Origin of the sequence: Alistipes intestinihominis (assembly GCF_040095975.1) — a bacterium.
Classification (GTDB): Bacteria; Bacteroidota; Bacteroidia; order Bacteroidales; family Rikenellaceae; genus Alistipes; species Alistipes senegalensis.
The window spans coordinates 46,843-72,274 of record NZ_JBBMFL010000012.1 but is presented as its reverse complement, the minus strand read 5'-3'; the positions used below and the strand labels follow the sequence as shown (position 1 = coordinate 72,274).

Genomic DNA, 25,432 nt, shown 5'->3' with positions numbered 1-25,432 from the left:
GATACCATGAAACACAGCATCCGAAAAGCGCTTCTCCTCGCGGGATTCTGCCTGCTGGGCGCCCTCTCCGCGGCGGCGCAACCGTTCCTCCGGCTGCCGGCCATCATCGGCGACCATATGGTCCTTCAGGAAAAAACCACCGTCAGGCTGCACGGCTGGGCCGATCCCAACGCCACGCTGACGGTCACCCCTTCGTGGGGCGAAGCCGTGACGGTCAAAGTGGGATACGACACGGCCTGGAGCGTCGAACTGACCACCCCCGCCGCCTCGGCGGAACCCCGTTCGATCACCTTCGCCACCAATAAAAAGGCGGTCCGGAAAGTCGATGACATCCTCATCGGCCAGGTATGGCTTTGCAGCGGACAGTCGAACATGAACTGGAGCGCGGCCAACGGCATCGCGGATATGAAGAAAGAGCTCGAAAGCCCGATGAATCCCCGAATACGCCTCTTCACCGTCACGAAAAACAGCACCCCGTATCCGCAGGACGACTGCGAAGGCCGCTGGCAGGTGTGCACCCCCAAAAGCGCCCTCTATTTCAGCGCCGTGGGTTATTTCTTCGGCAAACGCCTCGCCGATGAACTCCAGCAGCCCGTCGGACTGGTCAACTCGTCGTGGGGCGGAACTCCCGTCGAGGTCTGGACCCCCGCCAACGTCATGGGCAAGAACGCACAGATGGTCGCCTCATGGAAAGAACAGCCGAAAAGCAAACTCTGGCAGATCGGCTCGCTCTACAACGCCATGATCCACCCGCTGCGTCACACGACCTTCGCCGGAGCCATCTGGTATCAGGGCGAATCCAACAAGACGAACGCCGCACTCTACGGCGATGAATTCACGATGATGATCGAGTCGTGGCGCAAGGTATTCGGCCGGACGCTGCCCTTCTATTTCGTGCAGATAGCCCCCCACGCCCGCGCCGAGGGCGGCACTTCCGGCGCCGTGGTCCGCGAACAGCAGGCCCGCGTCGCCGCGACGGTTCCATCGACGGGCATGGCGGTCATCTCCGATCTGGTGGACGACGTGACGAACATCCATCCCCGCTACAAACAAGGCGTCGGCGACCGGCTGGCCGGCTTCGCCCTCGCCGAAGTCTACGGCAAGAGCGGCCGGAAATACAAAAGCCCGACCTTCCGGCAGGCGGAGTTCCGGAAATCGCAGGTTTACGTCTCGTTCGACAACGCCGAAGGGGGCATCGTCTGCAAGGACGACGCCATCCGCGGACTGGAGGTGTGCGACGCCTCGATGAAATTCGTCCCGGCGCAGGGAATCATCGACGACAAAAACAACCGGCTCGTCGTCTGGAGCAAACAGGTGGCCCGCCCGACGGCCGTGCGCTACTGTTTCAGCGACGGCGCCATCGGCAATCTCTTCGATACGGCCGGACTCCCCGTAGCCCCTTTCCGCAGCGATGCCGACGACAAGGCCGCTCCGGCCCGCCAGCCCGCCGAATCGCTCTCGGGAGCCGCCGTGACGGCTTCGGGCAAAGGTTTCACGGTGGGGAGTTTCCGCCTCGGCGAAAAGTTCTTCACCAACCGGGTTTACCCGCTGACCAAGCTCCCCGAACGCTTCGCCGGCTACGAGATGCTGATACACGACGCCGGGCTGGGCGAACAGATGCTCACCTGCAAAGTGACTGCCCGGGAGAAATGCCGCATCTACATCGCCGTACGCCGCAACAGCCACACGGCCGACGTGCTGAACGGCTGGAAACCCGAACGCGACGATGAAATCCGCTACACCACGCACGACAAAAGCAAACCCGGCATCCTCGGCATCTACTACCGCGACGTGAAGGCTGGAGAAAGCGTGACGCTCCCCCGCACCAAGGATTTCGCCGGAGTGACGCTTCTGGCACCGAAAATCGTCTACACGAAATAACCTGACGCCATGAAAAAGACACGTCTTATCCTCGCGGTCCTCTGCGCCCTGACGCTGCAAAGCCTTTGGGCGGCAGGGCCGCTGCAACACGCACGACCCATCGCGGCCGGCGGCGAAGAGGGGCTCGCCCCGATGTCGTTCGGACTGACATACAGCAACGCCCCGCGCGGCTTCGCCTACATCTCCTCGGAGCAATATCCCGATCTTTTCGTCTTCATAGCGAGCGGAATGCCCGACGCCCGGGGATTCTGGCGCTGTCCCTACGACGGGACCACGCCGGAGGGCGAACTCGTATACGCCGCGCCGCAACGCGTGGCGACCCCCTGGGACAAGGAGAAAAACTTCCCCTCTCAGATCCGCATCTTCCAGGACGGCAAGGAGGTCTACCTGCTGCGCCTCTCCACGAAACGCCTCGTCGTCACCCGCTGGGACGGCCGGGCTTTCACGACGATCGCCGAAAGCGTGCTGAAAGGCATTCCCTATCCGATAGCGTCGTTCGACTGCATCCGCCGCGGCAAACGCGACATCGAACTGGCGATCCTCTGCCACGACGGACAGTCCTACCGCCCCGAAACTTTCAAGGGCGACCGTCAGTCCTACTACGACGGCGCCGAGATCTACCGCGGAGCGCTGCCCGGATCGGGACTCTTCCGCATGACGCTGGACGCCGGCAACTGGAACCAGATCACCGATGTCGAACAGGTGGGAAACAACATGAACCTCGTCATCGGGGCCAGCGAACTGGCCTGCGTGCGCTCGGCGGACGGCAGCTGCGACGGCTACCTCTTCACCAACAAACTCGGAAGCATGAAGTTCATTCCCTACCGGAAAAAGATTCCGACCGGGGGATTGCCGCCGCTCCACGCCATGCGCGACAACGAGCGCATCCGTGTGCATACGGCTTACAGTTCGCGCGTCATTCCCTATCCCTCGGGCCGGAACGACCGGCAGGACCTGATCATCGGCGGCGAAGCGGCGATGTACCGCTATCGCTTCCTGGGCTTCACGCCCGAAGGAGCCCCGATCTACTCCGACCCGGCGCCGGTGCTGCAACGCAACGCCCCGCTCTACGGAGGCTCGCTGACGGTGCCCAGCGTCGTGGACTGGGACGGCGACGGCGCACTGGACATCGTGGCCGGCAATTCGGAAGGACGGCTGCTCTTCTTCAAGAACCGCGGCACGAACACCAAACCCGATTTCGCCCGTTCGGAGGAGGTCTGCGCCGGAGGCAGCCCGATCCTGCTGCGCCCGGGGTATCATGTCGTGCAGGGTCCTTTCGAGGCCTCGTGGGGCTATCTCTGCCCGACGGTCTGCGACTGGAACGGCGACGGACTGCCCGATGTCGTGGTCTCGGGTTCGCGGGCCAAATTCGAGGTGATGCTCAACCGCGGCACCCGCGAGAAACCCGAACTCGACGCTCCCGTGGCCCTGAGCGTGGACAATCTCGAACTCTACGGCACCTGGCGCGTCCGCCCGGCCATCGCCCGGATCGGCGGCAGCAACCGCATCGTCATCATGGACAAGGACAACGCCCTGCACATGTACCGCCAGATCGACGATTTCAACGTCGAGGACATGGGCAAACTCCGCCTGACGGACGGTTCGCAGATCACCGGCCACAACAATGCGATGGAATCGCTCGGACAGATGGGCCGCGGCAAACTGCGCTTCGTGGACTGGGACGGAGACGGAAAACTCGACCTGCTGATCGGTTCGGTCAAACGGTCGTCGTATCCCTCGCCCGAACGCGGACTTCCCTACAGCCGTTTCAAAAAGAAGGAAATAGGTTTGCAGGTAATGCTGCTGATCAACGCCGGGACCAATGAAAAGATGGTCTTCAAGGAGCCCGTCCAGTTGCAGATCGACGGCAAGGACTTCTACCTCGGCGCCCATTCGAACGCCCCCGAACCCTGTATGCTGGGCGACACGTCGAAGGGTCCGAATCTGGTGGTCGGATGCGAAAGCGGCAAATATTTCTTCTTCGAACACGACCGGATCACGACCGTCGGCATCGACGACTGATGCCGTGCCGATAAACGGAAAAAGGCTCTCCGAACAAGTGGAGAGCCTTTTTTTCATCGAGCGATAATGCTACCGAATCTCGACCTTGTAGGGCGAGTACATCAGCACGCCCTGCTGGCGGAAGGCTTCGCGGACGGTGTTGTAATCCTTCATCATCAGCCCCAGTTCCGAACGGGTGAAAGCCTCGCGGACACTCATGTTGAGCGACGCGATGAAAGCCGCGAATCCGGTCGGAGTCTCGGTCACCTCGGTCACACGGTAGTTGTCGCCCAGATCGGCTTTGTCCACAGCCAGCGCAATGGCCGTCTTCAGACCGCCGTAGGTGTCGATCAAGCCGATACCCAGCGCATCCGCACCCGACCAGACCCGTCCGCCGGCGATGTCGAGGACCTTCTCGATGGGCAGGTTGCGGCCTTCGGCCACGTCCTTCGTAAAGGTGGTGTAAACCTTGTCCACGCCGCGCATGATCATCGAGCGCTGGACCGGGGTGAGGGGCTGCGTGGCGAGGAAGCTCGACGAGGCGTTGCTCTGCACGCCGTCGATGGTGATGCCGAGTTTGTTCTTCAACGCCTCGCGGGTGTCGAGGATCATGCCGAAGACCCCGATCGAACCCGTAAGGGTCAGTTTGTCGGCCACGATCACATCCGCCGGGCAGGAGATGTAATAACCGCCGCTGGCGGCATAGGAGCCCATCGACACGACGACGGGTTTCTCGGCCCGGAGCAACTCGACCTCCCGCCAGATGACATCCGAAGCCAGCGCGCTGCCGCCGGGGGAGTTGACGCGCAGAACCACGGCCTTGACCTTCTCGTCGTCGCGCACGCCGGCGATCTTCGCGGCCAGCGTGTTGCCGTAGATCTCCTTGCCGTATCCCTCGCCATCGACGATCTGACCGTCGGCATAGACGATGGCCACCTGGTCGGCAGAGATGTTTTTCAGATCGGCGCCGACCTGCGAAGCGTAGTCGCCCAGCGTGATGAAATCATAGTCGTCAGAGACCCCGAGTTCGGCGAAAACGTCTTCCATCTGGTCTTCATAGAGCAGGCTGTCAACGAATCCGTATTCGAGCGCCTCCTCGGGAAGCGTCACCTGGAGGTTGTCGGTGATCCGGCGCATCTTCACGGAGTCGATGCCGCGGGATTCGCAGACGGCGCCCGAAATGGTTCCCCACATCGAATTGACCAGCGCCTGCATCTGCTCGCGGTTCGCGGCGGACATCTTGTCGAGGATGAACGGCTCCACGGCGCTCTTGTACTTGCAGGCGGTAGGGCGGAACACCTCGGCGCGAAGGTCGAGCTTGTCCAACAGCCCTTTGTAGAACATCACGTCCGAAGCCAGCCCCGACCACTCCATGCCGCCTTCGGGCTGCAAGTAGATTTTGTCGGCGACCGAGGCGAGGTAATATTGCCCCTGGGAATAGGTTTCGTTGTAGGCGACGATGAATTTGCCGCTCTGCTTGAATTCGAGGAGCGCTTCACGAAGCTCCTCCAGCAGCGCCGAACCCGTAACGCCGCCCCCGCCGTTCATGCGCAGGTAGATGCCCTTGATGCGGTCGTCGGCCCCGGCGGCCTCGATGGCCCGGAGCGCCTTGAACAGCGACAGCTGCCGCGTGGTTTGGAGTGTCATCAGGTCGATGCCGGCCAGCGGATCGGACGAGGGAGCGTCGGTCAGCACCTCGGAGAAGTCGATTTTCAGGATCGACTCGGGATGCACCGCAACGCTTTTTTCCATCGACCCGGCGATGCCCAGCAGAATGAAAATCCAGAGGAAAAACACCAGGAACGTCCCCACGATGACCGCAAGGAGCCCGGCCAGAAAAGTCTTCACAAAATTCATAATCCTTTATTTATTTGTTCACAAGTCTTTTTTATCAGGAGCAAATATAACGATATTTTACGAAAAACAAATAAAATTTATCGTTTTTCGATAAAAAAGTAAGATATACACCATTAATTCTATAAATATGCGTTATCTTTGTCAAAGACAAACCTTTCTTACTGCATGGAAGAAAAAATCAAACGCCTGCTCACAGCGGTCGTCCATCCCGAAACGGGGCAGGACATCGTTACGAGCGGATTCATCGAACATACGGCCGCCGCGAACGGGAAAGTCACGGTCGTCCTGCGCTTCGCCAAAGCCCGCGATCCGTTCGCGGTGAAGATCAAGAACCAGGCCGAAGCTCTTTTGCGCGAGGCTTTTCCGGACGCCGAAGTGCTGGTGGTCGTCAAGGAGGGCGGCGCCGCACCGCGCCCCGAACCCAAGCAGAACACCACGACGGGCGGCATCGCCAAAGTGATCGCCGTGGCTTCGGGCAAGGGCGGGGTAGGCAAGTCCACCGTCACGGCCAACCTGGCCGTCGCGCTGCGGAACATGGGGTTCCGCGTGGGCATCCTCGACGCCGACATCTACGGACCTTCGCAGCCCAAAATGTTCGGGGTAGAAGGGTATGTTCCCGAAGCCGTCTCCGAGGAGGGTGCGGACCGCATCGTCCCGGCCGAGTCGATGGACATCCGGCTGATGTCGATCGGTTTCTTCATCAAACCCACCGACGCCCTGCTGTGGCGCGGAGCCATGGCCGTCAGCGCCCTGAAACAGATGATCCACCAGACCCGGTGGGGTACGCTGGACTTCCTGCTGGCGGACCTGCCCCCCGGCACGGGCGACGTGCACCTCTCGATCATCGGGGAGCTGAAGATCGACACCGCGGTGATCGTCTCGACGCCGCAGCAGATCGCCGTGGCCGACGTCGTGCGCGGCGTGGAGATGTTCCGCAACGAAAACGTCAACATCCCCGTGGCGGGCATCATCGAGAACATGGCGTGGTTCACCCCCGCCGAGCTGCCCGAAAACCGCTACTACATCTTCGGCCGCGGCGGAGCCCGGGCTTTCGCCGAACGGAGCGGAGTGGATTTCCTGGGCGAAATCCCCATCGTGCAGTCGATCATGGAAGGAGGGGAGAAGGGACGCCCTGCGGCCGGCATCGACCCCCGCGTCGAGGAGTACTACCGGGAAATCGCCGAAAAGGTGGTTTCAAAAGTGATGAAAAACGGTTGATAACTCCCCCGATAACCTGTCGATAACCGTTGGAAAAAAGGTGAAAAATCGAGTCCCGAAAATTTGCTTTTCAGAAATGAGGAAAGGTATAATCGGTTTTTTCCCGAAACCAAATTTTTTTATGAGAAGTTATGCCGGGGCCGAACCCGACGGAAACGGCACGGAATGTTGAAAACAAATGGCTGTCGGTATGTCCGCAACTATTTTCAACAATTGTTGATTATTTTCCTATTTTTTTGATTTCTAACAGATTAAAATTCGAAATAAGAAACATGAAAAAGAAAAATTGTTGATTGGGAAATAACACTCCCGGTTGTCAACAATATCAACAGCTATTATATCTATTCTTCTTTATTATTTAATTTAATTAAAGAAATAAAAATAAAAAATGAACGTCGAAAACTCCGCCGCACTCACCCGCCGCATCGAGGAACTCAAACGGGAGAAAAAAGCCGTGATCCTGGCTCACTACTACACGACTCCCGAGGTGCAGGCCGTCGCAGACTTCCTGGGCGACTCGCTCGCCCTGTCGGTGAAGGCGCAGTCGGTCGATGCCGACATCATCCTTTTCGCCGGAGTGCACTTCATGGCCGAGACCGCCAAGGTCCTCTGCCCCGAAAAAAAGGTGCTGATACCCTGTCCCGAGGCGGGCTGCTCGCTGGCCGAGTCGTGCGACGCCGCGGAATTCGCGGCTTTCAAGGCGCAGCATCCCGGTCATACGGTGGTCTCCTACGTCAACACCACGGTCGGCGTCAAGGCCCTGACGGACATCTGCTGCACCTCGTCCAACGCCCTGAAAGTCGTGGAGTCGATCCCCGCCGACCAGCCGGTCATCTTCGCCCCGGACCGCAACCTGGGTTCCTATATTCAGAAGCTGACCGGACGGCAGAACATGGTGCTGTGGAACGGCGCTTGCCATGTCCACGAGGAGTTTTCGCTCGAAAAGCTCCTGAAACTCAAACGGGAGCATCCCGAAGCCAAGGTCGTGGCGCATCCCGAATGCCGCGCCTATATCCTCGAAGCGGCCGATTACGTGGGTTCCACGGCGGGTATTCTGGAGTATTGCGGGCGGAGCGACGCGCAGGCGTTCATCGTCGTGACCGAGTCGGGGATTCTGGCCGAGATGAAAAAGCGCTACCCCGAAAAGACCTTCATTCCGGCGCCTCCCGACGACGAGACCTGCGCCTGCAACAACTGCCGCTATATGAAGATGGTGACGCTGGAGAATATCTGTGCGTGTCTTGAAAACGAAGCCCCCGAGATCGTCCTCGACGAGGAGGTGCGCCGCAGCGCCGAACGCTCGATCCGGAATATGATCGCCATCAAATAGACTTTTTCTTCTTTCGGATTTTAATTCTTTTTCTTTTTTATAAAAATCTAATTGAAAAAATAATAAGAAAACATGAAGAAACTCTTTTTACTCTTTGCTGCTGCGTGCGTCACCTTTTCGGCCGCGGCAGACGAGGGCATGTGGATGCTGCCCTACCTTCAGAAGATGAATGCCAAGGACATGAAGGCCCGCGGCTGCAAACTCTCGGCCGAGGAGATTTACAGCATGAACAACTCCTCGCTGAAGGACGCCATCGTCATCTTCGGAGGCGGCTGCACGGGCGAGATCGTGTCGCCCGACGGTCTGCTCTTCACCAATCACCACTGCGGCTACGGGTCGATCCAGGCCCTGTCGTCGGTGGAGCATGACTATCTGAAGAACGGCTTCTGGGCCATGTCGCGCGCCGAGGAGATTCCCGCTCCGGGGCTCAAAGTGCGCTTTATCCGCAAGATCGTCGATGTAACGTCCGACGTATTGGGTGCCGTGCCCGACATCGCCGGCGGCGAGGAGCGTTCGCGCTTGGTCGCAGAACATGCGGAGGCCGTGAAGAGCCGCTTCGAGGCGGAGAACCCCGGTATGGAGATTTCGGTGAAACCCTTCTTCGGAGGCAATCAGTTCTTCGCCTTCGTGATCGAGGTCTTTTCGGACGTGCGGCTGGTCGGCACGCCCCCGACGTCGATCGGCAAGTTCGGCGGTGACACCGACAACTGGATGTGGCCGCGTCATACGGGCGATTTCTCGATCTTCCGGGTCTATGCCGGACCCGACAACAAGCCGGCCGACTATGCGCCCGAAAACCGCCCTTACAAGGCTGAAAAATTCCTGAAAGTCTCGCTGAACGGCTACGACGAAGCCGACTTTGCTATGATCATGGGTTTCCCGGGATCGACGCAGCGTTACATGACCTCCTACGAGATCGACCGGATGCTGGAGGTGGAGAATCCCCAGCGCATCTTCATCCGCGGCGAGCGGCAGGCGATCCTCAAGGAGGATATGGCCGCCAGCGACAAGGTCCGCATCCAGTATGCCTCGAAATACGCCCAGTCGTCGAACTACTGGAAGAATTCGATCGGCATGTCGCGCGGCATCAAACGGCTGGATGTAAAGGGCCGCAAACAGGAGCAGGAGGCCGCTTTCCGGGCGTGGGCCGCCAAGAACACGCTGCCGACCGAGGGCTACGTGGATGCGCTGGACAAGATCCGCGAGTCGGTGGAGGAGACGCTTCCCTCGTATGCGTCGTTGCAGTATTTGCAGGAGGCATTCCTTCGGGCCGTGGAGATTCTTACCCCGGCGCGCTATTCGGGTTCGCTGAAAGGTGCTGAGCTGGAGAAGGCCCTGAAAGGTTTCTATAAGGACTATAACATGCCCACGGACCGCCGTGTCGCCAAGCGGATGTTCCGGATCGTCAAGGAGAACTGCAAAGAGCTGCCTTCGGTCTTCGCCGAGGTGATCGACAAGCGTTTCGGCGGCGATACGGATGCCTATGTGGATTATCTCTACGACAATTCGGTCTTCGCCGACGAACAGCGGGCGTTGGCGGCCGTCGCTTCGGGCAAGGAGCTCAAGGAGGACCCGGCGGCGGTGCTGAGCGAGTCGATCGTCGGGAAGATGCGCGAACTGAGCAAGGCCCAGAAGGAGGGGCGTCAGAAATACGCCGACGGCCACCGTCTTTACATCGCGGGTCTGATGCGCATGCAGCCCAAGAAAGCGTGGGCTTCGGATGCCAATTTCACGATCCGTCTGACCTATGGACGCATATTGCCCTACAATCCCGCGGACGGCATCCGCTACAACTATTATACGACGCTCAAAGGCGTGATGGAGAAGGAGAATCCCGAAAATCCGACGGAATTCACCGTGCCTGCGAAGCTCAAGGAACTCTATGCCGCCAAGGATTTCGGCCGTTACGCCAATGCCAAGGGGGAGCTTCCGACCTGCTTCCTGGCCGACTGCGACATCACGGGCGGCAACTCGGGATCGCCGGTGCTCAACGCCAAGGGATCGCTTATCGGACTGGCTTTCGACGGCAACTGGGAGGCGATGTCGGGCGACGTGGCCTTCGAACCCGAATTGCAGCGCACGATCGCCGTGGATGTGCGTTACGTGCTCTTCGTGATCGACAAGTTCGCCGGTGCGGGCTGGCTGCTCGACGAGTTGCAGTTCGAATAAAGACCGGATTTTCCGGTGAGATAGAGAAGGCGTGCCCGGCGGGGTGCGCTTTCTTTTCTTTGAACCTTTCATAAAATATGCGCTTTTCGTTCCCGATTCTCTTAAAAATTAGTAATTTTGACAGAAATTAGTAATACTGTATCTATTTTACATATGGCAAAAGAGTTCAAACGCTACCTCGTGACATCCGCACTCCCTTACGCCAACGGCCCCGTGCACATCGGCCATCTGGCGGGAGTTTACATACCTTCGGACATCTACACCCGTTACCTGCGGCTCAAGGGCTGCGACGTGATTTCGGTCTGCGGGTCGGACGAACACGGCGTACCCATTACCATCAAGGCCCGCAAGGAGGGCGTCACGCCCCAGCAGATCGTGGACCGTTACCACGCGCTGATCAAGAAATCGTTCGAGGGGCTGGGAATGTCGTTCGACATCTATTCGCGGACCTCGTCCGAAACCCATGCCGAGACCGCTTCGGCCTTTTTCCGGAAACTCTACGACGAGGGCAAGTTCATCGAAAAGACCTCGATGCAGTATTACGACGAGGAGGCGCAGACTTTTTTGGCCGACCGTTATATTGTCGGCACGTGCCCCAAGTGCGGCAATGACCGCGCCTACGGCGACCAGTGCGAGAAGTGCGGCTCTACCCTCTCGCCCGACGAGCTGATCGAACCCCACAGCGCCGTGTCGGGGTCGGTGCCCGTGAAACGCGAAACGAAGCACTGGTACCTGCCGCTGGACCGTTATGAGGAGTTCCTCCGCGAATGGATTCTGGAGGGACACAAGGAGTGGAAAACGAACGTTTACGGGCAATGCAAGAGCTGGCTCGACGGAGGGCTTCAACCGCGTGCCGTCAGCCGCGACCTCGACTGGGGCATTCCGGTTCCCGTGGAGGGCGCTGAGGGCAAGGTGCTCTATGTGTGGTTCGATGCACCGATCGGTTATATATCTGCTACAAAGGACCTTACGCCTGACTGGGAGAAATACTGGAAGTCGGAGGACACCAAGATGGTGCACTTCATCGGCAAGGACAACATCGTCTTCCACTGCATCGTGTTCCCCTCGATGCTGAAAGCTCACGGCGGTTATATCCTGCCCGAGAACGTGCCGGCCAACGAATTCCTGAACCTCGAAGGCGACAAGATTTCGACCTCGCGCAACTGGGCCGTGTGGCTGCACGAATATCTCGAAGAGTTCCCCGGCAAGGAGGACGTGCTGCGTTATGTCCTGTGCGCCAATGCTCCCGAAACCAAGGACAATGACTTTACGTGGAAGGATTTCCAGGCTCGCAACAACAACGAACTGGTGGCTGTGCTGGGCAACTTCGTCAACCGGGCGCTGGTGCTGACGCAGAAATACTACGGTGGCAAGGTCCCGGCCTGCGGCGAGCTGAACGATTACGATCGTCAGACTATTTCCGAAGTGGCCGCCGTGAAGGCTTCGCTGGAGGCCAATATCGAAAATTACCGTTTCCGCGAGGCGCTGAAAGACGCCATGAACATCTCGCGTATCGGCAACAAATATCTCGCCGACACCGAACCGTGGAAGGTGATCAAAAGCGATCCGAAACGGGTGGAGACTATTCTCAATATCGCCCTGCAAATTACGGCGAATACGGCCATTGCCATCGAACCTTTCATGCCCTTCTCGGCGGCGAAGATCCTCGGGATGCTCGCCGTGGAGAAATTCGGCTGGGAGCGGCTGGGAGCGATGGATCTGATTCCCGCCGGACACACGATCGGTGAACCTGCCCTGCTGTTTGAAAAGATCGAAGACGACGTGATCCAGCGCCAGTTGGACAAACTTGCCGCGACGAAGGCCGCCAATGAAGCCGCCGAAATGAATCAATCTATTGAACCTCAAAAAGATATGATTCAATTCGACGATTTTCAGAAAATGGATATTCGCGTTTCGACGATTCTGGAGGCTGAAAAGGTGGCCAAAACCAAAAAATTGCTGAAACTGACGGTCGATACGGGTATCGACAAACGGGTGATCGTATCGGGAATCGCCGAACACTTCACGCCCGAAGAGCTCGTCGGCAAACAGGTTCTCGTATTGGTGAACCTCGCTCCGCGCGAATTGAAGGGCATACTCTCCAACGGTATGATCCTGATGGCCGAAGATGCGTCGGGAAAATTGCGTTTGTTACAGCCCGGAGAACCGACCAACAACGGGGCTGTCGTCGGATAGGCGAAAAATGAATCGTATGAATTTTGGAATTTTTTAACACTGATTTGATATGGAAACAACAGATTGGAGCGCCTTGGGTTTTGATTATTGCAAAACCGATTGGAATGTCCGCTACTCTTACACCGATGGCAAATGGAGCCCGATGGAGGTTACGCAGGACGAGTATATCAAGATGCACATGTCGGCTTCGTGCCTGCACTACGGCATCGAACTCTTCGAAGGTCTGAAAGCCTTCCGGGGCGTTGACGGAAAGGTCCGTCTTTTCCGCGTCGCCGACAATGCGCGGCGTCTCCAATCGTCGGCCGAGCGTCTTTGTCTGCCGGTGCCTTCTGTCGAAATGATCGTCGATGCGTGCGTCGAAGTCGTCAAACGTAACGAGCGTTTCATCCCTCCTTACGGAACGGGCGCTTCGCTCTACCTGCGTCCGGTGATGTTCGGAACGACAGTCGGATTAGGTGTTAAACCTGCCAAGGAAGCCTTGCTGATCGTTTACTGCTCGCCCGTGGGCGCCTATTTCAAGGGCGGTATCAAGCCTATCCGTGTCGCTGTCGATCGTGAACAGGACCGCGCTGCTCCACGTGGAACAGGCGATGTAAAGGTCGGCGGCAACTATGCGGCCAGCCTGCTTTCGGGAGAAAAAGGACATGAACTGGGTTATTCCAATATCATGTATCTCGATGCTGCCGAGCATAAATACATCGAAGAATGCGGTGCTGCGAACTTTTTCGGTATCAAAGACGGCAAATATATTACTCCGAAATCGCCTTCGGTGCTTCCTTCTATTACTAATATGAGTCTTCGTCAGCTTGCCCGCGATATGGGTCTGACTGTCGAAGAACGTCATATTCCAGTCGAAGAACTGGCTACTTTCGAGGAGTGCGGTGCCTGCGGAACGGCGGCGGTTATCTCCCCTATCGGGTTTGTTTACGATATGCAGACCAAAGCTGAGTATAGCTACGGCGAGGAAGTCGGTAAAACTTGTCTGGAACTTTATACCCGTTTACAGGATATTCAATACGGCCGAGCTGAAGATAAATACGGCTGGTGTATGGTTGTGTTGTAGTTTTACTTTTGATGATTTGATAAGGGCCGCCTTTTGGCGGCCCTTGTTGTTTTGTTCCACGTGGAACGTTTATTATATTATCTCTGTTTGTTGTTTCACGTGGAACCTTTATCGACCGAATTTTATTAGCAAAACATTCACGTCGGCCGGGGAAACTCCGGGAATTCTCGACGCCTGCCCTATCGTTGTCGGCCGAATCCGCGAGAGTTTTTGACGGGCTTCGATGGTTAGCGAATTCATCGAATGAAAGTCGAAATCGCTCGGAATGGCGATATTTTCGAGGCGGCGGAGCTTTTCGGCGATGAATTTCTCGCGTTCGATATAGCCTTTGTACTTGATCTGTATCTCCGCCTCCTCGATCATTTCGGCGCTCATTTCGTTATCAGCAATGAATTTTTTCAGCTTCGGAAGAACTCTTTGCAGCGATTCGAAGGTGACATTGTTGCGCATCAAGATGTCGTAGAGCTTCCTGCCCTGCGTCAAAGGCTCTGAATTTACCGATTTCAAATAGTCGTTGATTTCGACTGCTTTGATGCTCTGCCGGCGCGCGAACTCTACAAGCGATTTTACGAGCGTATTTTTTTTGACGAAATGGTTGTATCTTTTCTGCGGAATCAGTCCGATTTCGTACCCTAACGGAGTGAGCCGGATGTCGGCGTTGTCCTGCCGGAGCAGAATGCGATACTCGGCCCGTGAGGTGAACATCCGGTAAGGTTCGTCAACTCCTTTGGTCACCAGGTCGTCGATCAGCACACCGATGTAGGCTTCGTCGCGTTTCAGTACGATAGGCTCCTCCCCTGCCAGCGCCCGGTGTGCATTGATGCCGGCCATCAGCCCCTGAGCTGCGGCTTCTTCGTAACCGGTCGTTCCGTTGACCTGTCCGGCGAAATAGAGTCCCGAAACCAGCTTGGTTTCGAGGGAATGGTGCAGCTGCGTGGGCGGAAAATAGTCGTATTCGATGGCGTATCCGGGGCGATAGATGTGCAAATCTTCGAATCCCTGAATCTTATGCAACGCTTTCCATTGCACTTCCCAGGGCAGCGACGATGAAAAACCGTTGAGATAATATTCATTGGTCGTGCGTCCTTCGGGTTCCAGAAAGAGCTGATGTTGGTCCTTATCGGCGAAAGTTCGGAGTTTGTCTTCGATCGAGGGGCAGTAGCGCGGACCGATGCCGCGGATGGTTCCGTTGAACAGGGGCGACTGGTCGAAACCGCTGCGCAGGATGTCGTGAACCTCGGCGGAGGTATAGACCAAAAAACAAGGAAGTTGGTCTTTAACCGGTTGTGTATCAGGTGAAAACGAAAATTTAGCCGGATTTTCGTCGCCGTACTGGGGTTCGAGCCGTTCGAAGTCGATGGTCCGGGCGTCGAGACGCGCCGGAGTTCCGGTTTTCATGCGTCCGCTTTCGAAACCGATTCGGCGAAGGCACTCGGTGATTCCGTGCGAAGCGGCGTCCCCCGCCCTGCCGCCTTCGGCGTGCGAAATTCCGCAATGCATCAGTCCTCCGAGGAAAGTTCCCGAGGTGAGCACGACGGCGCGGCAGGTGAATTCGACGCCCATGCGGGTCCGGACCCCCGTGATACGGTACGTTTGCGCGGCGGACCGGAGGTTGTTCCGATTCGGGTTTGCTTCTGCGCCCGGGGTGGCCAGTCGCGCGGAATCCGTGCGCAGGGCGTCGTCGAACAGCAGTTCGGTCGCCGCATCCTGCCAGATATAGAGGTTTCGGGTGTTTTCCAGCGTATGCTGCCACTCCTCCGAGAAGCGGGTTTTGTCGCATTGCGCCCGGGGACTCCACATCGCGGCGCCTTTCGAACGATTGAGCATCCGGAACTGGACGGTCGTCAGGTCGGTGATGCGGCCCATCTGACCGCCCAATGCATCTATCTCTCTGACAATCTGACCTTTGGCAACTCCTCCGACTGCCGGGTTGCACGACATGGAGGCCATTTTGCCCATGTCCATCGTGAGCAGCAGCGTGCGCGAGCCCAAGCGTGCGGCGGCCGAGGCGGCTTCGCATCCGGCGTGTCCGCCGCCGATGACGATGATGTCGTAATCGAGTGTCATTGTTCGTTCTCCCAGAATTTCAGGTATTTATCCTCCTTGCGGTGCATCTGCGCATTGGTGCGGGGGGTCTTGTCGCCCTGACCGCAGAGGTGCAACACCCCGTGGACCACTACCCTGCGCATCTCCTGCAACGCCGTGAAGCCGTATTGACGGGCATTGTCGGCCACGGTCTCGACATCGATGAAGATGTCGCCCGAAACGATCCGCGTGCCTTTGCGGTCGCTGTAATCGAAGGTGATAACGTCGGTGAAATAGTCGTGCCCGAGGTATTGGCGGTTCATCTCCAGCAGGCGCTGTGCCGAGCAGAAGATATAGGTGACATCGCCCAGCGTATAGCCTTCGGCCTGTGCCACCTCGTGCAGCCATCGGGCCGTGAGGCGTTTCTGCGGGAGGCGGTAGGAGCAGTCGTCGGTATAGTATCTGACAGCCATTTTTCGTCGTTGTTAAGTCGTGCCCGTCCCGGGCTTCGGTGCGCAGGGGCGGCGGTTTCACTTGAAACAGTCTTCGGCGCGCATCTTCTGCCCGGGATTGGGCGGGTAGATGCCGAAGACGAGTTTGTATTCGGTTTCCATGGTCATCACGTTGACCGACGAGCCGATGGTTCCCAACTGTGCGTTTCTCGCCACTTTCTGGTCCTTTTCGACGCAGATCGTCCCCAGGTTGGCATAGGAGGTTATGTATTCGCCGTGGGCCACGTAAACGTCGTATTTGTTGGTGATGCGGTTGCGTTTGATGTCAACGACCTTGCCGTCGTAGATCGAGATCACGTGGGCGCCCTTCGGACCCGTGATTTCGGCCATGTTCTCCTTGTAGCGTTTCACGCGCCCGGCCGTGACGGGAAGCCGCAGTCCCGATGTCTTCGTCGAGAACGAGGCGCCTTCGGTGTTGCCCTTCGTGAGCTTGCGCAGTTCGCTGATCGCCACGCCCAGCTGCTGTTCCTGCGACATCTTGCGCTGGAGGGCCTGCTTCTCCTTCTGCGATAGCGAACGGATGCTGGCCTTGGCGTTGCGGGCGTCGCGCTGGAGTTTTGCGCGCTGGGCCGAGAGGCTTCGCGTCACCGAGTCGAGCGACCGTTTGCGGAGGTCGAGCTCCTCCTTTTCGTGACGCATCTGAACGGTCAGTTCCTCGATGTCGCGCAGTTTGCGTTCGCGCAGCGAGGCGACTTCGCGCAGCGCGGTGATCTTGCGGGCTACGTCCGCGAAGTCGCGCGACGAGAAAAGGAAGGTCAAATAGTTGTTGTGCTTGTAGTTGCGGTAGGCTTCGCGCACCATCTCCCCGTATTGGGCACGGTCGCGTTCGAGCGTCGCCGAGAGATTGCCGGCCACGCTGTCCGTGCGGGCTATCTCCTCGCACAGCAGGCGGGCCTGCTTCTCGGTTTCGTCGAGCAGCTGGTTCCGGGAGTCGATCTGACGCGCCAGACGGCGGACCCGCTCTTCGGTGGCCGAGCGGCCCTTTTGGAGCTTGGATATCTCCTGCTCCTCGGAGGCGATCCGCTTTTCGAGGACCGCGATGACCTTTTTCTGCGCCTCGATGCGGCTGTCGTGCTGGGCGGCGGCCGCAAAGGCGAAGAGCAGGAAGACGAGGGGCAGTGTGCGGAAGGGTCTCATGGCGTGTTATTCGGCGGTTTTGGAGCTTTTGGCGGGCTGTTTCAGCCGCAGTTCGATCTGTCGGGCATCGTAGCCCTTTTCGAGGGCGCGTTTCCAGTAGATTTCGGCCATGAACTGTTCGCCCAGTTCGTGAAGGATGTCGCCGTAGTGGACCATCAGTTCGGGACTCTTCTGCCCGTCGAGCGCCACGGCCTTTTGCAGGACCTTCTTGGCTTCGTCCGTGCGTCCCAGCTTGAAAAGCACCCACGCATGGGTGTCCAGATAGGTCGGATTGTTGTCGGTGAGCGCCACCACGCGGCTCGACATCGAGAGGGCCCGTTCGAGATCGCGCTCCTCCAGCGAGAGGAAATAGGCGTAGTTGTTGAGCACCAAGGGGTTGTCGGGACGGTACGCGAGACTGCGCTCGTAAGCCTTGTAACACTCCTTCATGGCCTTGCGGTAGGGTCCCGAACGGCCCTCCTTCGCCGTGCGGCTCTCGTCCTGTTCGGAGATGCCCGCGGCAGCCTGCTGGTGCCACGTGTCGCCGATCATGCCCCAGATCACGCCCCGCAGCGAGTCGGTGTCGGCGTAGCGGAGCGACTCCTTGTAGGCTTTGACCGCCTGGCCGTACTGCTTCGAGCTGTTCATCACATGCCCTTTCGAGATGTGGAAATCGACCTTGTCGGGGAAGAGTTCCAGCGCCTTGCCGACGTATTTTTCCACCGAATCGGGGTGTTGCAGATAGGTTTCGATGTCGATCACCGTCCGGTAGAAGTCCTCCACGGGCGGACGGTCTCCGAGACGGCTCTTGTAGAGCGTAAGGGCCTGTTCCAGTTCGCCCGAGGCGATCAGGTGGTTGGCGTAGAGCTCCACGACGCGCCGATCCTCGGGATAGCGGATCGCCAGGATCGAGGCCAGGTCGTTCAGCTGGAAATAGTATTCGCGGTAGAAGCGCGTGTCGGAGGTGAACTGTTCGAAGCGCTTGATCTTCGTTTCGAGCGGCAGGGCGTCCGAGAGAAACAGTTTCCGGGTGACGGCCAGCAGCGAGCGGTAATCCTGCCGTCCGGTGTGGAAATCAGCCAGCGACATCAGCGTCTGTACGTTCGTGGAGTCGATCTGCAACGCCCGGCCGTACTCGGCGAGGGCCAGCGAGTCCTTGCCGTCGAGCCCGTAGAGGTCGGCCAGCACGACGTGGTGCTGCGCTTCGTAGGGTGCGGCTTCGACCATTGCGCGGGCTTCGTCGATGGCTTTGCCGATCTGGTTCGTGGCCACCAGCATCTGCCGTTTCATGGCGCTCAGCAGCGGGATGCGTCCGAAACGCAGCTCTGCCGAATCGAGCGTCGCAAGGGCCATGAACGGCGACCGCTTCTGTTCGTAGAGGGCCGCCACGATGCGGTAGTTGTCCGGGTCCTTCGGGTCGTTTTCCAGCAGGCGGCGGTAGACTTTCAGCGCTTCGTCGAGGCGGTTGGAGATGATCAGCGCCTGTCCGTAGAACTGGTGGTACCATTTGTTCGCGGTGTCGAGCCGGTAGGCGCGGCGGGCCATTTCGACGGCCTCTTCGGGCGACGAATTCAGAAGGTTCCCGGCCAGTTCGTACCACGCCGGGGCATAGGTCGAGTCGTTGCGGACCGCTTCGAGAAACAGTTCCCGGGCCCGGGCCGTGTCGCCCGCGATGATGTTTTGCTTGATGCCCTCGGTGTAGAGCCACACGCTGCGCAGCGAATCGGGGTATCCGGGCGTTTCCGCAGGGCCCTTCCCGGCGACGAACGCCGAAAAGAAGAGCAGGCAGAAAAGCGTTGTCGCTGTCAGGCGTTTCATGGGCGGCGGGGGTTTAGAGCGCTTCGTCGAACTGGTGGAGGAACCGCACGTCGTTTTCGAAATAGAGACGCAGGTCCTTCACGCCGTATTTGAGCATGGCGATGCGTTCAATACCCATGCCGAAAGCGAATCCCGAGTACTTTTCGGGGTCGATTCCGTTGGCTTTCAGCACGTTCGGGTCCACCATGCCGCAGCCCATGATCTCCAGCCACCCCGTGCCTTTGCAGACCGGGCATCCCTTGCCGCCGCAGAGGTTGCACGAAACATCGACTTCGGCCGAAGGCTCCGTGAAGGGGAAATACGACGGGCGCATGCGGATCACCGTCTGCTCGCCGAAGACCTCCTTGGCGAAGTAGAGCAGCGACTGTTTCATGTCGGCGAACGAGACTCCCTCGTCGATGTAGAGACCCTCGATCTGGTGGAAGATGCAGTGCGCACGGTACGAAATGGCCTCGTTGCGGAACACGCGGCCGGGGCAGATGACGCGGATGGGGGGCTTCTGGCGCTCCATCGTGCGGACCTGGATCGACGAGGTGTGCGTGCGCAGCAGGATGTCGGGGTCCTTCTCGACGAAGAACGTGTCCTGCATGTCGCGCGCCGGGTGCTCGGGCGGGAAGTTCAGGGCCGAGAAGACGTGCCAGTCGTCCTCGATCTCCGGACCGTCGGCCACGGTGTATCCCAGCCGGGAAAAGACCTCGACGATCTGGTTCTTGACCAACGAAATCGGGTGGCGTGACCCGAGGTGTTCGGCCGATCCGGGGCGCGTCAGGTCGTCCGTCCGGGCGGCGTTGTCCGCCGCGGCGTTCTGCAACTGCTCGCGCAGGGTGTTGATGCGCTCCGTGGCCTCGTTTTTGAGGCGGTTCAGCTGCTGTCCCAACTCGCGTTTGAGCTCGGGGGCAACCGTCTTGAACTCCTCCATCAGGGCGGTCAGCTCGCCTTTCTTGCCGAGGATTTTGATGCGGAAATCCTCGATCTCGGCGGCGGCTTTGGGCTTAAACTCCTCGACTCGTCGGAGGAGTTCATTGATTTTGTCGGTCATATTTTGCTCGTGTTTCTTTTTTGTCTACTTTTGAGAGACATCGTAGTAACGTGCAAAGTTATAAAAAAATTGAGATATGTTGCGTAAAATCGGCTCATTTGTCCTGACGTGCCTGCTGGCCGCGCTCCCCGCCTCGGCCCAGAAGGTCGGGGTCGTGATGAGCGGCGGCGGTGCGAAGGGGCTTTACCATATCGGCGTTTTGGAAGCGCTCGAAGAGAACGGCGTGCCGATCGACTATGTGGCCGGAACCTCGATGGGCTCGATCATCGCCGCGATGTACGCCGCCGGATACTCCCCGGCCGAAATGCGTGCGATCGTCAACTCCGGCGTGGTCCGCGAGTGGGTGTCGGGGCGCATCGACCCCAACCGCTACATGGCCTACTACCGGCAGCTGGGGAGCAATCCCGGCTTCCTGAGCATGCGCATCGACGTTGAAAGCCCCGCCGGAAAGCGGCTGCGGGCACCCCGGAACCTGATCTCCTCGACGCAGATCGACATGGCCCTAACGGAACTGTTCGCTCCGGCGACGGCCGCGGCGGACGGTGATTTCGACCGTCTGATGGTCCCCTTCCTCTGCGTGGCCAGCGACATGAACCACCGCGGACCGGTGGTGATGCGCCGCGGCGACCTGAGCGAAGCGGTCCGTTCGTCGATGTCCATTCCGCTGGTATTCAAACCCATGAAGGTCGATTCGATGCTGCTCTACGACGGCGGCATCTACGACAATTTCCCCTGGAAGCCTCTCGACCGGGATTTCCGGCCCGACGTGATCGTCGGGTCGATCTGCACCGAGGGCAACACCCCGCCCAGCGAGCAGAGCAACATCATGGACCAGGCTTTCATGCTGGCCATGCACGACACCAACTACACGCTGCCCGAGGGGCGCAGCGTCACGATCCGCCGCGCCGTGGATGTCAACATGCTCGACTTCGACCAGGCCGAAGCGATCATGGACGCCGGTTACGAGGACGCTATGGCGGCGATGCCGCAGCTGCTCGAAAAGGTCGGGGAGCGGCGCGATTCGGCCTATTACGCCGGGCGCCGCGAGGCTTTCCGCGCGAAGTGTCCGCCGCTGATCTTCAACGACTACAAGCTCGAAGGGCTGAAACGCACCCAGCGGGAGTATATCCGCGATTTCGTGCAGGTGGACCGCCGCACGCCGGGCATCCAGCGGCCGATGGGCTTCGAGGAGCTGAAAGACAATCTCTTCGAGGTGCTTGCGGGCGGCGATTTCACGATGGATTTCCCCGTCGTGCGTTACGATTCGCTCCGGAAGGGCTATTCGTTCGAAGCCCGGTTCGAGACGCGGCCCAATTTCAAGATCACCGTCGGCGGAAACATCTCCTCGACGGCTTTCAACCAGGCTTACATCGGCGTCAACCACCATTGGATCGGCCGTGTGTCGCAGCAGCTGGGGGCCGACCTCTATCTGGGGCCCATCTACACGTGGGGTGCGGTCGGCGGCCGCACGGATTTCTACGCCTGGAAGCCGATTTTCCTCGACTATTCCTACAACTTCGCGGTCCGCAACTTCCGCCACGGCTACTTCGGCAACGTCACCAAGGTCCGCAATGCCGAGCAGGTCAAGAACAGCGAGAGCTTCTTCTCGACGGGCGTGGGAATGCCGCTGACCCACCGCAGCGTCCTGACGCTGCGCGCCAATGCCGGACACATCAACTACCGCTACGATTCGGACGTGCTGTTCGCCGACGACACCGACCATTCGCGCTTCTCGTTCTTCGGCCTGCGGGCCGGGGTCGCCCGCAATACGCTCGACAAGTTCCTCTATCCCCGGCGGGGTTCCGATCTGCGGCTTTCGGCTGTTTTTATCACCGGCCGCGACAAGTACCAGCCCTATGATTCGGGCCGTTTCATCTCGCGCGAAACCCGCCAGTGGTTCGGCGGGCGTTTCACCTGGGACAAGTTCTTCGACGTGCCGGGAATCAGCTGGTTTTCGTTCGGCATCAACGTGGATGCCGTTCTGACGAACCATCCGAGGTTCCGGACCGCATCGGCGACGCTGATGTCGATGCCCGACTACGCGCCCGTGTCGCATATGCAGATGGTCTACATGCCCGACTTCCGGGCCCGGCGCTTCGTGGCCGGCGGGCTGATGCCGACCTTCGACCTGATGCCCAACTTCTTCTTCCGCACGGGATTCTACGCCATGTACCGCGACAAGCGCGACTTCAATCCGCTCGGGGAGTCCGACCGGCGCTGGCATTGCGTCGCCGAGGCATCGTTGGTCTACCATACGCCGATCGGTCCCGTGAGCCTCGCCCTGACGAAATACGAGGTGCAGAACTGGAAGAACATGTACCTGACCTTCAATTTCGGCTATGCGATCTTCGCCCCCAAGGGGACGTTCTATTGACGAAACTCGCACGGCCGCCAAAAGCGGCCGTGCGAGTTTTTGAGCCTTCCCCGGTGTCTGTTCAACGCACTTCGATGCTGTTCAGCAGGTCGGTTTTGCCCTCGTCGGCCAGCCGGAGAATCAACTCGCCGAAAAGCGTGTTGGCCCACGCGAACCAGGGGCGGGTGAAGTTCGAAGGGTCGTCCTTGTGAAAGGATTCGTGCATGAATCCGGTTCCCCCGTCGGTGTTTACGAGCGTTTCGACGCATCGTTTGATCTCCGCGTCGTCGTCGCTGGTCAGAGCCCGCATGATCAGGCTCATGGGCCAGATCATGTCGGCGCCGATATGCGGCCCGCCGATCCCTTCGGCCGCCGTGCCCCGGAAGAAATAGGGGTTCGATTCGCTCCATACGAAACGCCGGGTATTCCGGTAGACGGGGTCGTCCTGCGCGATGTCTCCCAGATAGGTCATGGCGAGCAGGCTGGGGACGTTGGCATCGTCCATCAGCAGGCGGTTGCCGAAGCCGTCTGTTTCGAAAGCGTAGATCTTCCCGAACTGCGGATGGTCGCAGACGGCATGCTTTTTCAGGGCCTGTTCGACCTCGTCGGCGAGCGTTTCGCAGGCGGATGCCAGGGTTTCGTCGCGGTTTACCGTGCGCAGGATCTCCGCAGCCTTGCGCAGCGACGAGACGGCGAAGAAGTTGGACGGAATCAGAAACGGAAAGGTCGTGGCGTCGTCCGACGGCCGGAACGACGAGGCGATGAGTCCGACGGGTCTGGCCGGATGTCCGTATCCGTTTTTGAGCTGGGTGTCCAGTGCATCTTCGGTCACGCGCTGGAATCGGTACGCCCCCGGCCCTTCGCGGCGCTGCTGGTCGCGCAGGGTTTTCAGCACGAGGCGCATGGCTTCGGTCCACCGTGCGTCGAACACCGAGGCGTCGCCCGTGGCTTTCCAGTAGCCGTGGGCCAGTCGGATCACGTAACACGGGGAGTCCAGCTCCCATTTGCGTTCGTGCAGTTCGGGCTTCATCTCCGTCCAGTCGTCCTGCCAGCCGGTTCCGGTGGGGCCGTCGTTGAAGGCGTTGGCGTAGGGGTCCGTCAGCAGGCATTTCAGCTGGCGGCGGACGACGCCCCGGATCAGCCGGCGCAGGGCTTCGTCCTCGCGCGCCAGCGGGAGATAGGGCCACACCTGCGCCCCCGAATCGCGCAGCCACATGGCGTGGATGTCGCCCGTATATACAAAGGTGTCGTCTTCGCCCTCCTCGTCCTGACGGTAGTGGACGGTGGTGTCGAGCGTATTGGGGAAGCAGTTTTCGAACATCCATGCCAGCTTGGGAACCGTGACCGTCTGCCGGATGCGTTCGATCTGCCGTTCGACGGCCTGCGAAGTGAAGAGCCGCTCCGAGGCTTCCGGACGGTTGGATGTCCCGTAATCGGGGCCGGATGCGCCGACGGCTGCCGCCGCGGAGAGCATCAGGGGCAGAAGAAGCAGTTTTTTCATGCGGTTGAGTTATTGGTTTCTGCAAAAATAGCAGGATTGCCGTCCGCTCGCTTCCCGATATGCGCGTCCGGGTCTTCGTTTTGCGCAGGTTCGCCGTGCGTCAGAATTTGGCCCGTATGACCTGCTGCCGGTATTCCGAGGGGGTTATGCCCTTGATCTGTTTGAACGAGCGCGAAACGTTTTTGAGGTCGGAGAATCCCAGTTCGACGGCCGCCTCCGAGACGCTCATCCCTTCGCACAGCAGCTGCGTCATCTTTTCGATCCGGACCTGAATGATATAGTCGTAGATCGACGTGCCCATGCTCTTCTTGAACCGGGTCTCCAGCAGGCGGCGCGAGAGCGGTACGAGCGAGACCAGATTATCGACCGAGATTTTCAGGCTGATGTTTTCATGGATGTATTTCAGCACCTCGGCGATGTGGGGGTCGTTGTTGGCGTAGATGTCCGTTGACTGACGGGTCACGATGTGGGTCGGGAACACCATGACATCCTCCCGTTCGGCCTTCGGGTCGCGGATGATCCGGTCGATCAGCCGGGCCACGTCGTATCCGCCCTGTTCGATGTTCTGGTTAAGCGACGAGAGATTCGGGTCCGACAGCCGGCAGATCGTCTCGTCGTTGTCTACGCCGAGTACGGCAATGTCGTCCGGGATGCGGAATTTCCCCCCCCCTCCGCCTTCGGCCTGCAAACAGGCTTCGGTGATGTGATAGGCCTGATTGTCGTCGCAGGCCATGATTGCGACCGGTTTGGGCAGCGATTGCAGCCAGGTGGTCAGCTGGATCGGGTCGTAGAGCCACAGGTCGGTCTGCGACGTGTTCCGTAGCGCCGAGAAGGTGAATTCGGGATTGGCCCGGCGGACCGTTTCGCGGAAACCCTGATAGCGTTCGTCGGACCATACGATTCCGCGGGTGCCGTAGAATGCGAAGTGGCGGAATCCTTTTTTCAGGAAGTACTCCGCGCCCATCTGCCCGGCCCGGTAGTGGGGTCCGGTGATGTTGGGGATCGTCGTGAAGCGGGCTTTGAAATCCTGTGCGACGGCGATGATGCCGTTGCGGGCGAACAGTTCGACGTTGTCCGTGTTGTAGAACTGTCCGATGACGGCATCGGCACGCATGCGCAGCGCCCAGTCGATCACGGCTTCGATGCCGAATTTGTCGCGGATGGAGAGAGGCAGCCGGCAAAGGCTCCAGGCTTGTCCGGTGTCGTGGGCGTAGCGTGCGATACCCAACAGAAGGCCCCGGGCGTAGGCTTCGGAGAAATCCGTCAGAAAGATAATGCGTGCCATTTTGGTGCTCTTTTGTGGGTTAAAGATAGCTTTTTTTGCAGAAACGGCGCTGTCCGGTCCGCTTTTTT

16 protein-coding genes are annotated in these 25,432 nt (G+C 59.1%); 8 read left to right on the top strand and 8 right to left on the bottom strand.

Annotated elements, in window-relative coordinates; all coding sequences use genetic code 11:
* Positions 1–6 precede the first annotated feature (6 nt).
* Complete coding sequence (locus tag WMO46_RS10645; protein ID WP_349094323.1) at positions 7–1,881, top strand: sialate O-acetylesterase; 1,875 nt, start codon at positions 7–9, stop codon at positions 1,879–1,881.
* A 9-nt stretch (positions 1,882–1,890) separates the two neighbouring features.
* Entirely contained in the window at positions 1,891–3,903 is a 2,013-nt protein-coding gene (locus WMO46_RS10640; protein WP_349094322.1) for an FG-GAP repeat domain-containing protein, read from the top strand.
* Positions 3,904–3,972: 69 nt separating this feature from the next.
* Here WMO46_RS10640 and sppA read toward each other — a convergent pair whose 3' ends face one another.
* Positions 3,973–5,739 (bottom strand): signal peptide peptidase SppA, encoded by a 1,767-nt coding sequence (gene sppA / locus WMO46_RS10635; RefSeq protein WP_349094321.1) that lies wholly within the window; start codon positions 5,737–5,739, stop codon positions 3,973–3,975.
* 165 nt (positions 5,740–5,904) lie between these two features.
* Here sppA and WMO46_RS10630 point away from each other — a divergent pair, with 165 nt between their 5' ends.
* From WMO46_RS10630 to WMO46_RS10610, 5 genes are all read left to right on the top strand, one after another.
* A complete protein-coding gene (locus tag WMO46_RS10630) occupies positions 5,905–6,957 on the top strand; it encodes an Mrp/NBP35 family ATP-binding protein (RefSeq protein WP_349094320.1) in 1,053 nt (350 codons plus the stop codon).
* A gap of 388 nt (positions 6,958–7,345) precedes the next feature.
* Positions 7,346–8,287: a quinolinate synthase NadA gene (nadA, locus tag WMO46_RS10625; protein WP_019151903.1), complete on the top strand. Its 942-nt coding sequence runs from the start codon at positions 7,346–7,348 to the stop codon at positions 8,285–8,287.
* Between the two features lie 72 nt (positions 8,288–8,359).
* On the top strand, positions 8,360–10,456 hold the full coding sequence (locus WMO46_RS10620) for a S46 family peptidase (protein WP_288661760.1): 2,097 nt from the start codon (positions 8,360–8,362) through the stop codon (positions 10,454–10,456).
* A 153-nt stretch (positions 10,457–10,609) separates the two neighbouring features.
* The gene (gene metG / locus WMO46_RS10615) at positions 10,610–12,652 is read left to right on the top strand and encodes a methionine--tRNA ligase (RefSeq protein WP_349094319.1); all 2,043 of its coding nucleotides are present in this window, start codon (positions 10,610–10,612) and stop codon (positions 12,650–12,652) included.
* Between the two features lie 49 nt (positions 12,653–12,701).
* Positions 12,702–13,715: a branched-chain amino acid aminotransferase gene (locus WMO46_RS10610; RefSeq protein WP_195497097.1), complete on the top strand. Its 1,014-nt coding sequence runs from the start codon at positions 12,702–12,704 to the stop codon at positions 13,713–13,715.
* A 108-nt stretch (positions 13,716–13,823) separates the two neighbouring features.
* On the opposite strand, the gene mnmG is transcribed toward WMO46_RS10610, so the two are convergent.
* The 5 genes from mnmG to pheS are packed head-to-tail and all read right to left on the bottom strand — an operon-like array spanning position 13,824 to position 20,225.
* A complete protein-coding gene (gene mnmG, locus WMO46_RS10605) occupies positions 13,824–15,782 on the bottom strand; it encodes a tRNA uridine-5-carboxymethylaminomethyl(34) synthesis enzyme MnmG (RefSeq protein WP_349094318.1) in 1,959 nt (652 codons plus the stop codon).
* Positions 15,779–16,213, bottom strand: coding sequence for an rRNA maturation RNase YbeY (gene ybeY / locus WMO46_RS10600; protein ID WP_129651077.1), 435 nt, complete (start codon positions 16,211–16,213; stop codon positions 15,779–15,781). Before ybeY ends, mnmG begins: the two co-directional genes overlap by 4 nt.
* 57 nt (positions 16,214–16,270) lie before the next feature.
* Complete coding sequence (locus WMO46_RS10595; RefSeq protein WP_349094317.1) at positions 16,271–17,389, bottom strand: murein hydrolase activator EnvC family protein; 1,119 nt, start codon at positions 17,387–17,389, stop codon at positions 16,271–16,273.
* A gap of 6 nt (positions 17,390–17,395) precedes the next feature.
* Positions 17,396–19,186, bottom strand: coding sequence for a tetratricopeptide repeat protein (locus tag WMO46_RS10590; RefSeq protein ID WP_019151895.1), 1,791 nt, complete (start codon positions 19,184–19,186; stop codon positions 17,396–17,398).
* 13 nt (positions 19,187–19,199) lie between these two features.
* Positions 19,200–20,225 carry a phenylalanine--tRNA ligase subunit alpha gene (pheS, locus tag WMO46_RS10585; RefSeq protein ID WP_019151894.1) on the bottom strand — a complete coding sequence of 342 codons (1,026 nt, stop codon included), beginning with the start codon at positions 20,223–20,225 and terminating at the stop codon, positions 19,200–19,202.
* A gap of 76 nt (positions 20,226–20,301) precedes the next feature.
* Between pheS and WMO46_RS10580 the strand changes: the two genes are divergently transcribed.
* A complete protein-coding gene (locus tag WMO46_RS10580) occupies positions 20,302–22,599 on the top strand; it encodes a patatin-like phospholipase family protein (protein ID WP_129651083.1) in 2,298 nt (765 codons plus the stop codon).
* 61 nt (positions 22,600–22,660) lie between these two features.
* Here the strand turns inward: WMO46_RS10580 and WMO46_RS10575 are convergent, their stop codons facing one another.
* Both WMO46_RS10575 and WMO46_RS10570 read right to left on the bottom strand, forming a co-directional pair.
* Positions 22,661–24,052, bottom strand: coding sequence for a glycoside hydrolase family 125 protein (locus tag WMO46_RS10575; protein ID WP_044118841.1), 1,392 nt, complete (start codon positions 24,050–24,052; stop codon positions 22,661–22,663).
* Positions 24,053–24,179: 127 nt separating this feature from the next.
* Positions 24,180–25,364 (bottom strand): AraC family transcriptional regulator, encoded by a 1,185-nt coding sequence (locus WMO46_RS10570; protein ID WP_019151891.1) that lies wholly within the window; start codon positions 25,362–25,364, stop codon positions 24,180–24,182.
* Positions 25,365–25,432: the final 68 nt, after the last annotated feature.

What these genes read in the sequence shown, in the direction of transcription:
- WMO46_RS10645 (WP_349094323.1), top strand. Translation starts at nt 7, where the DNA reads ATGAAACACAGCATCCGAAAAGCGCTTCTCCTCGCGGGATTCTGCCTG.
- WMO46_RS10640 (WP_349094322.1), top strand. Translation starts at nt 1,891, where the DNA reads ATGAAAAAGACACGTCTTATCCTCGCGGTCCTCTGCGCCCTGACGCTG.
- sppA (WP_349094321.1), bottom strand. Translation starts at nt 5,739, where the DNA reads ATGAATTTTGTGAAGACTTTTCTGGCCGGGCTCCTTGCGGTCATCGTG.
- WMO46_RS10630 (WP_349094320.1), top strand. Translation starts at nt 5,905, where the DNA reads ATGGAAGAAAAAATCAAACGCCTGCTCACAGCGGTCGTCCATCCCGAA.
- nadA (WP_019151903.1), top strand. Translation starts at nt 7,346, where the DNA reads ATGAACGTCGAAAACTCCGCCGCACTCACCCGCCGCATCGAGGAACTC.
- WMO46_RS10620 (WP_288661760.1), top strand. Translation starts at nt 8,360, where the DNA reads ATGAAGAAACTCTTTTTACTCTTTGCTGCTGCGTGCGTCACCTTTTCG.
- metG (WP_349094319.1), top strand. Translation starts at nt 10,610, where the DNA reads ATGGCAAAAGAGTTCAAACGCTACCTCGTGACATCCGCACTCCCTTAC.
- WMO46_RS10610 (WP_195497097.1), top strand. Translation starts at nt 12,702, where the DNA reads ATGGAAACAACAGATTGGAGCGCCTTGGGTTTTGATTATTGCAAAACC.
- mnmG (WP_349094318.1), bottom strand. Translation starts at nt 15,782, where the DNA reads ATGACACTCGATTACGACATCATCGTCATCGGCGGCGGACACGCCGGA.
- ybeY (WP_129651077.1), bottom strand. Translation starts at nt 16,213, where the DNA reads ATGGCTGTCAGATACTATACCGACGACTGCTCCTACCGCCTCCCGCAG.
- WMO46_RS10595 (WP_349094317.1), bottom strand. Translation starts at nt 17,389, where the DNA reads ATGAGACCCTTCCGCACACTGCCCCTCGTCTTCCTGCTCTTCGCCTTT.
- WMO46_RS10590 (WP_019151895.1), bottom strand. Translation starts at nt 19,186, where the DNA reads ATGAAACGCCTGACAGCGACAACGCTTTTCTGCCTGCTCTTCTTTTCG.
- pheS (WP_019151894.1), bottom strand. Translation starts at nt 20,225, where the DNA reads ATGACCGACAAAATCAATGAACTCCTCCGACGAGTCGAGGAGTTTAAG.
- WMO46_RS10580 (WP_129651083.1), top strand. Translation starts at nt 20,302, where the DNA reads ATGTTGCGTAAAATCGGCTCATTTGTCCTGACGTGCCTGCTGGCCGCG.
- WMO46_RS10575 (WP_044118841.1), bottom strand. Translation starts at nt 24,052, where the DNA reads ATGCTCTCCGCGGCGGCAGCCGTCGGCGCATCCGGCCCCGATTACGGG.
- WMO46_RS10570 (WP_019151891.1), bottom strand. Translation starts at nt 25,364, where the DNA reads ATGGCACGCATTATCTTTCTGACGGATTTCTCCGAAGCCTACGCCCGG.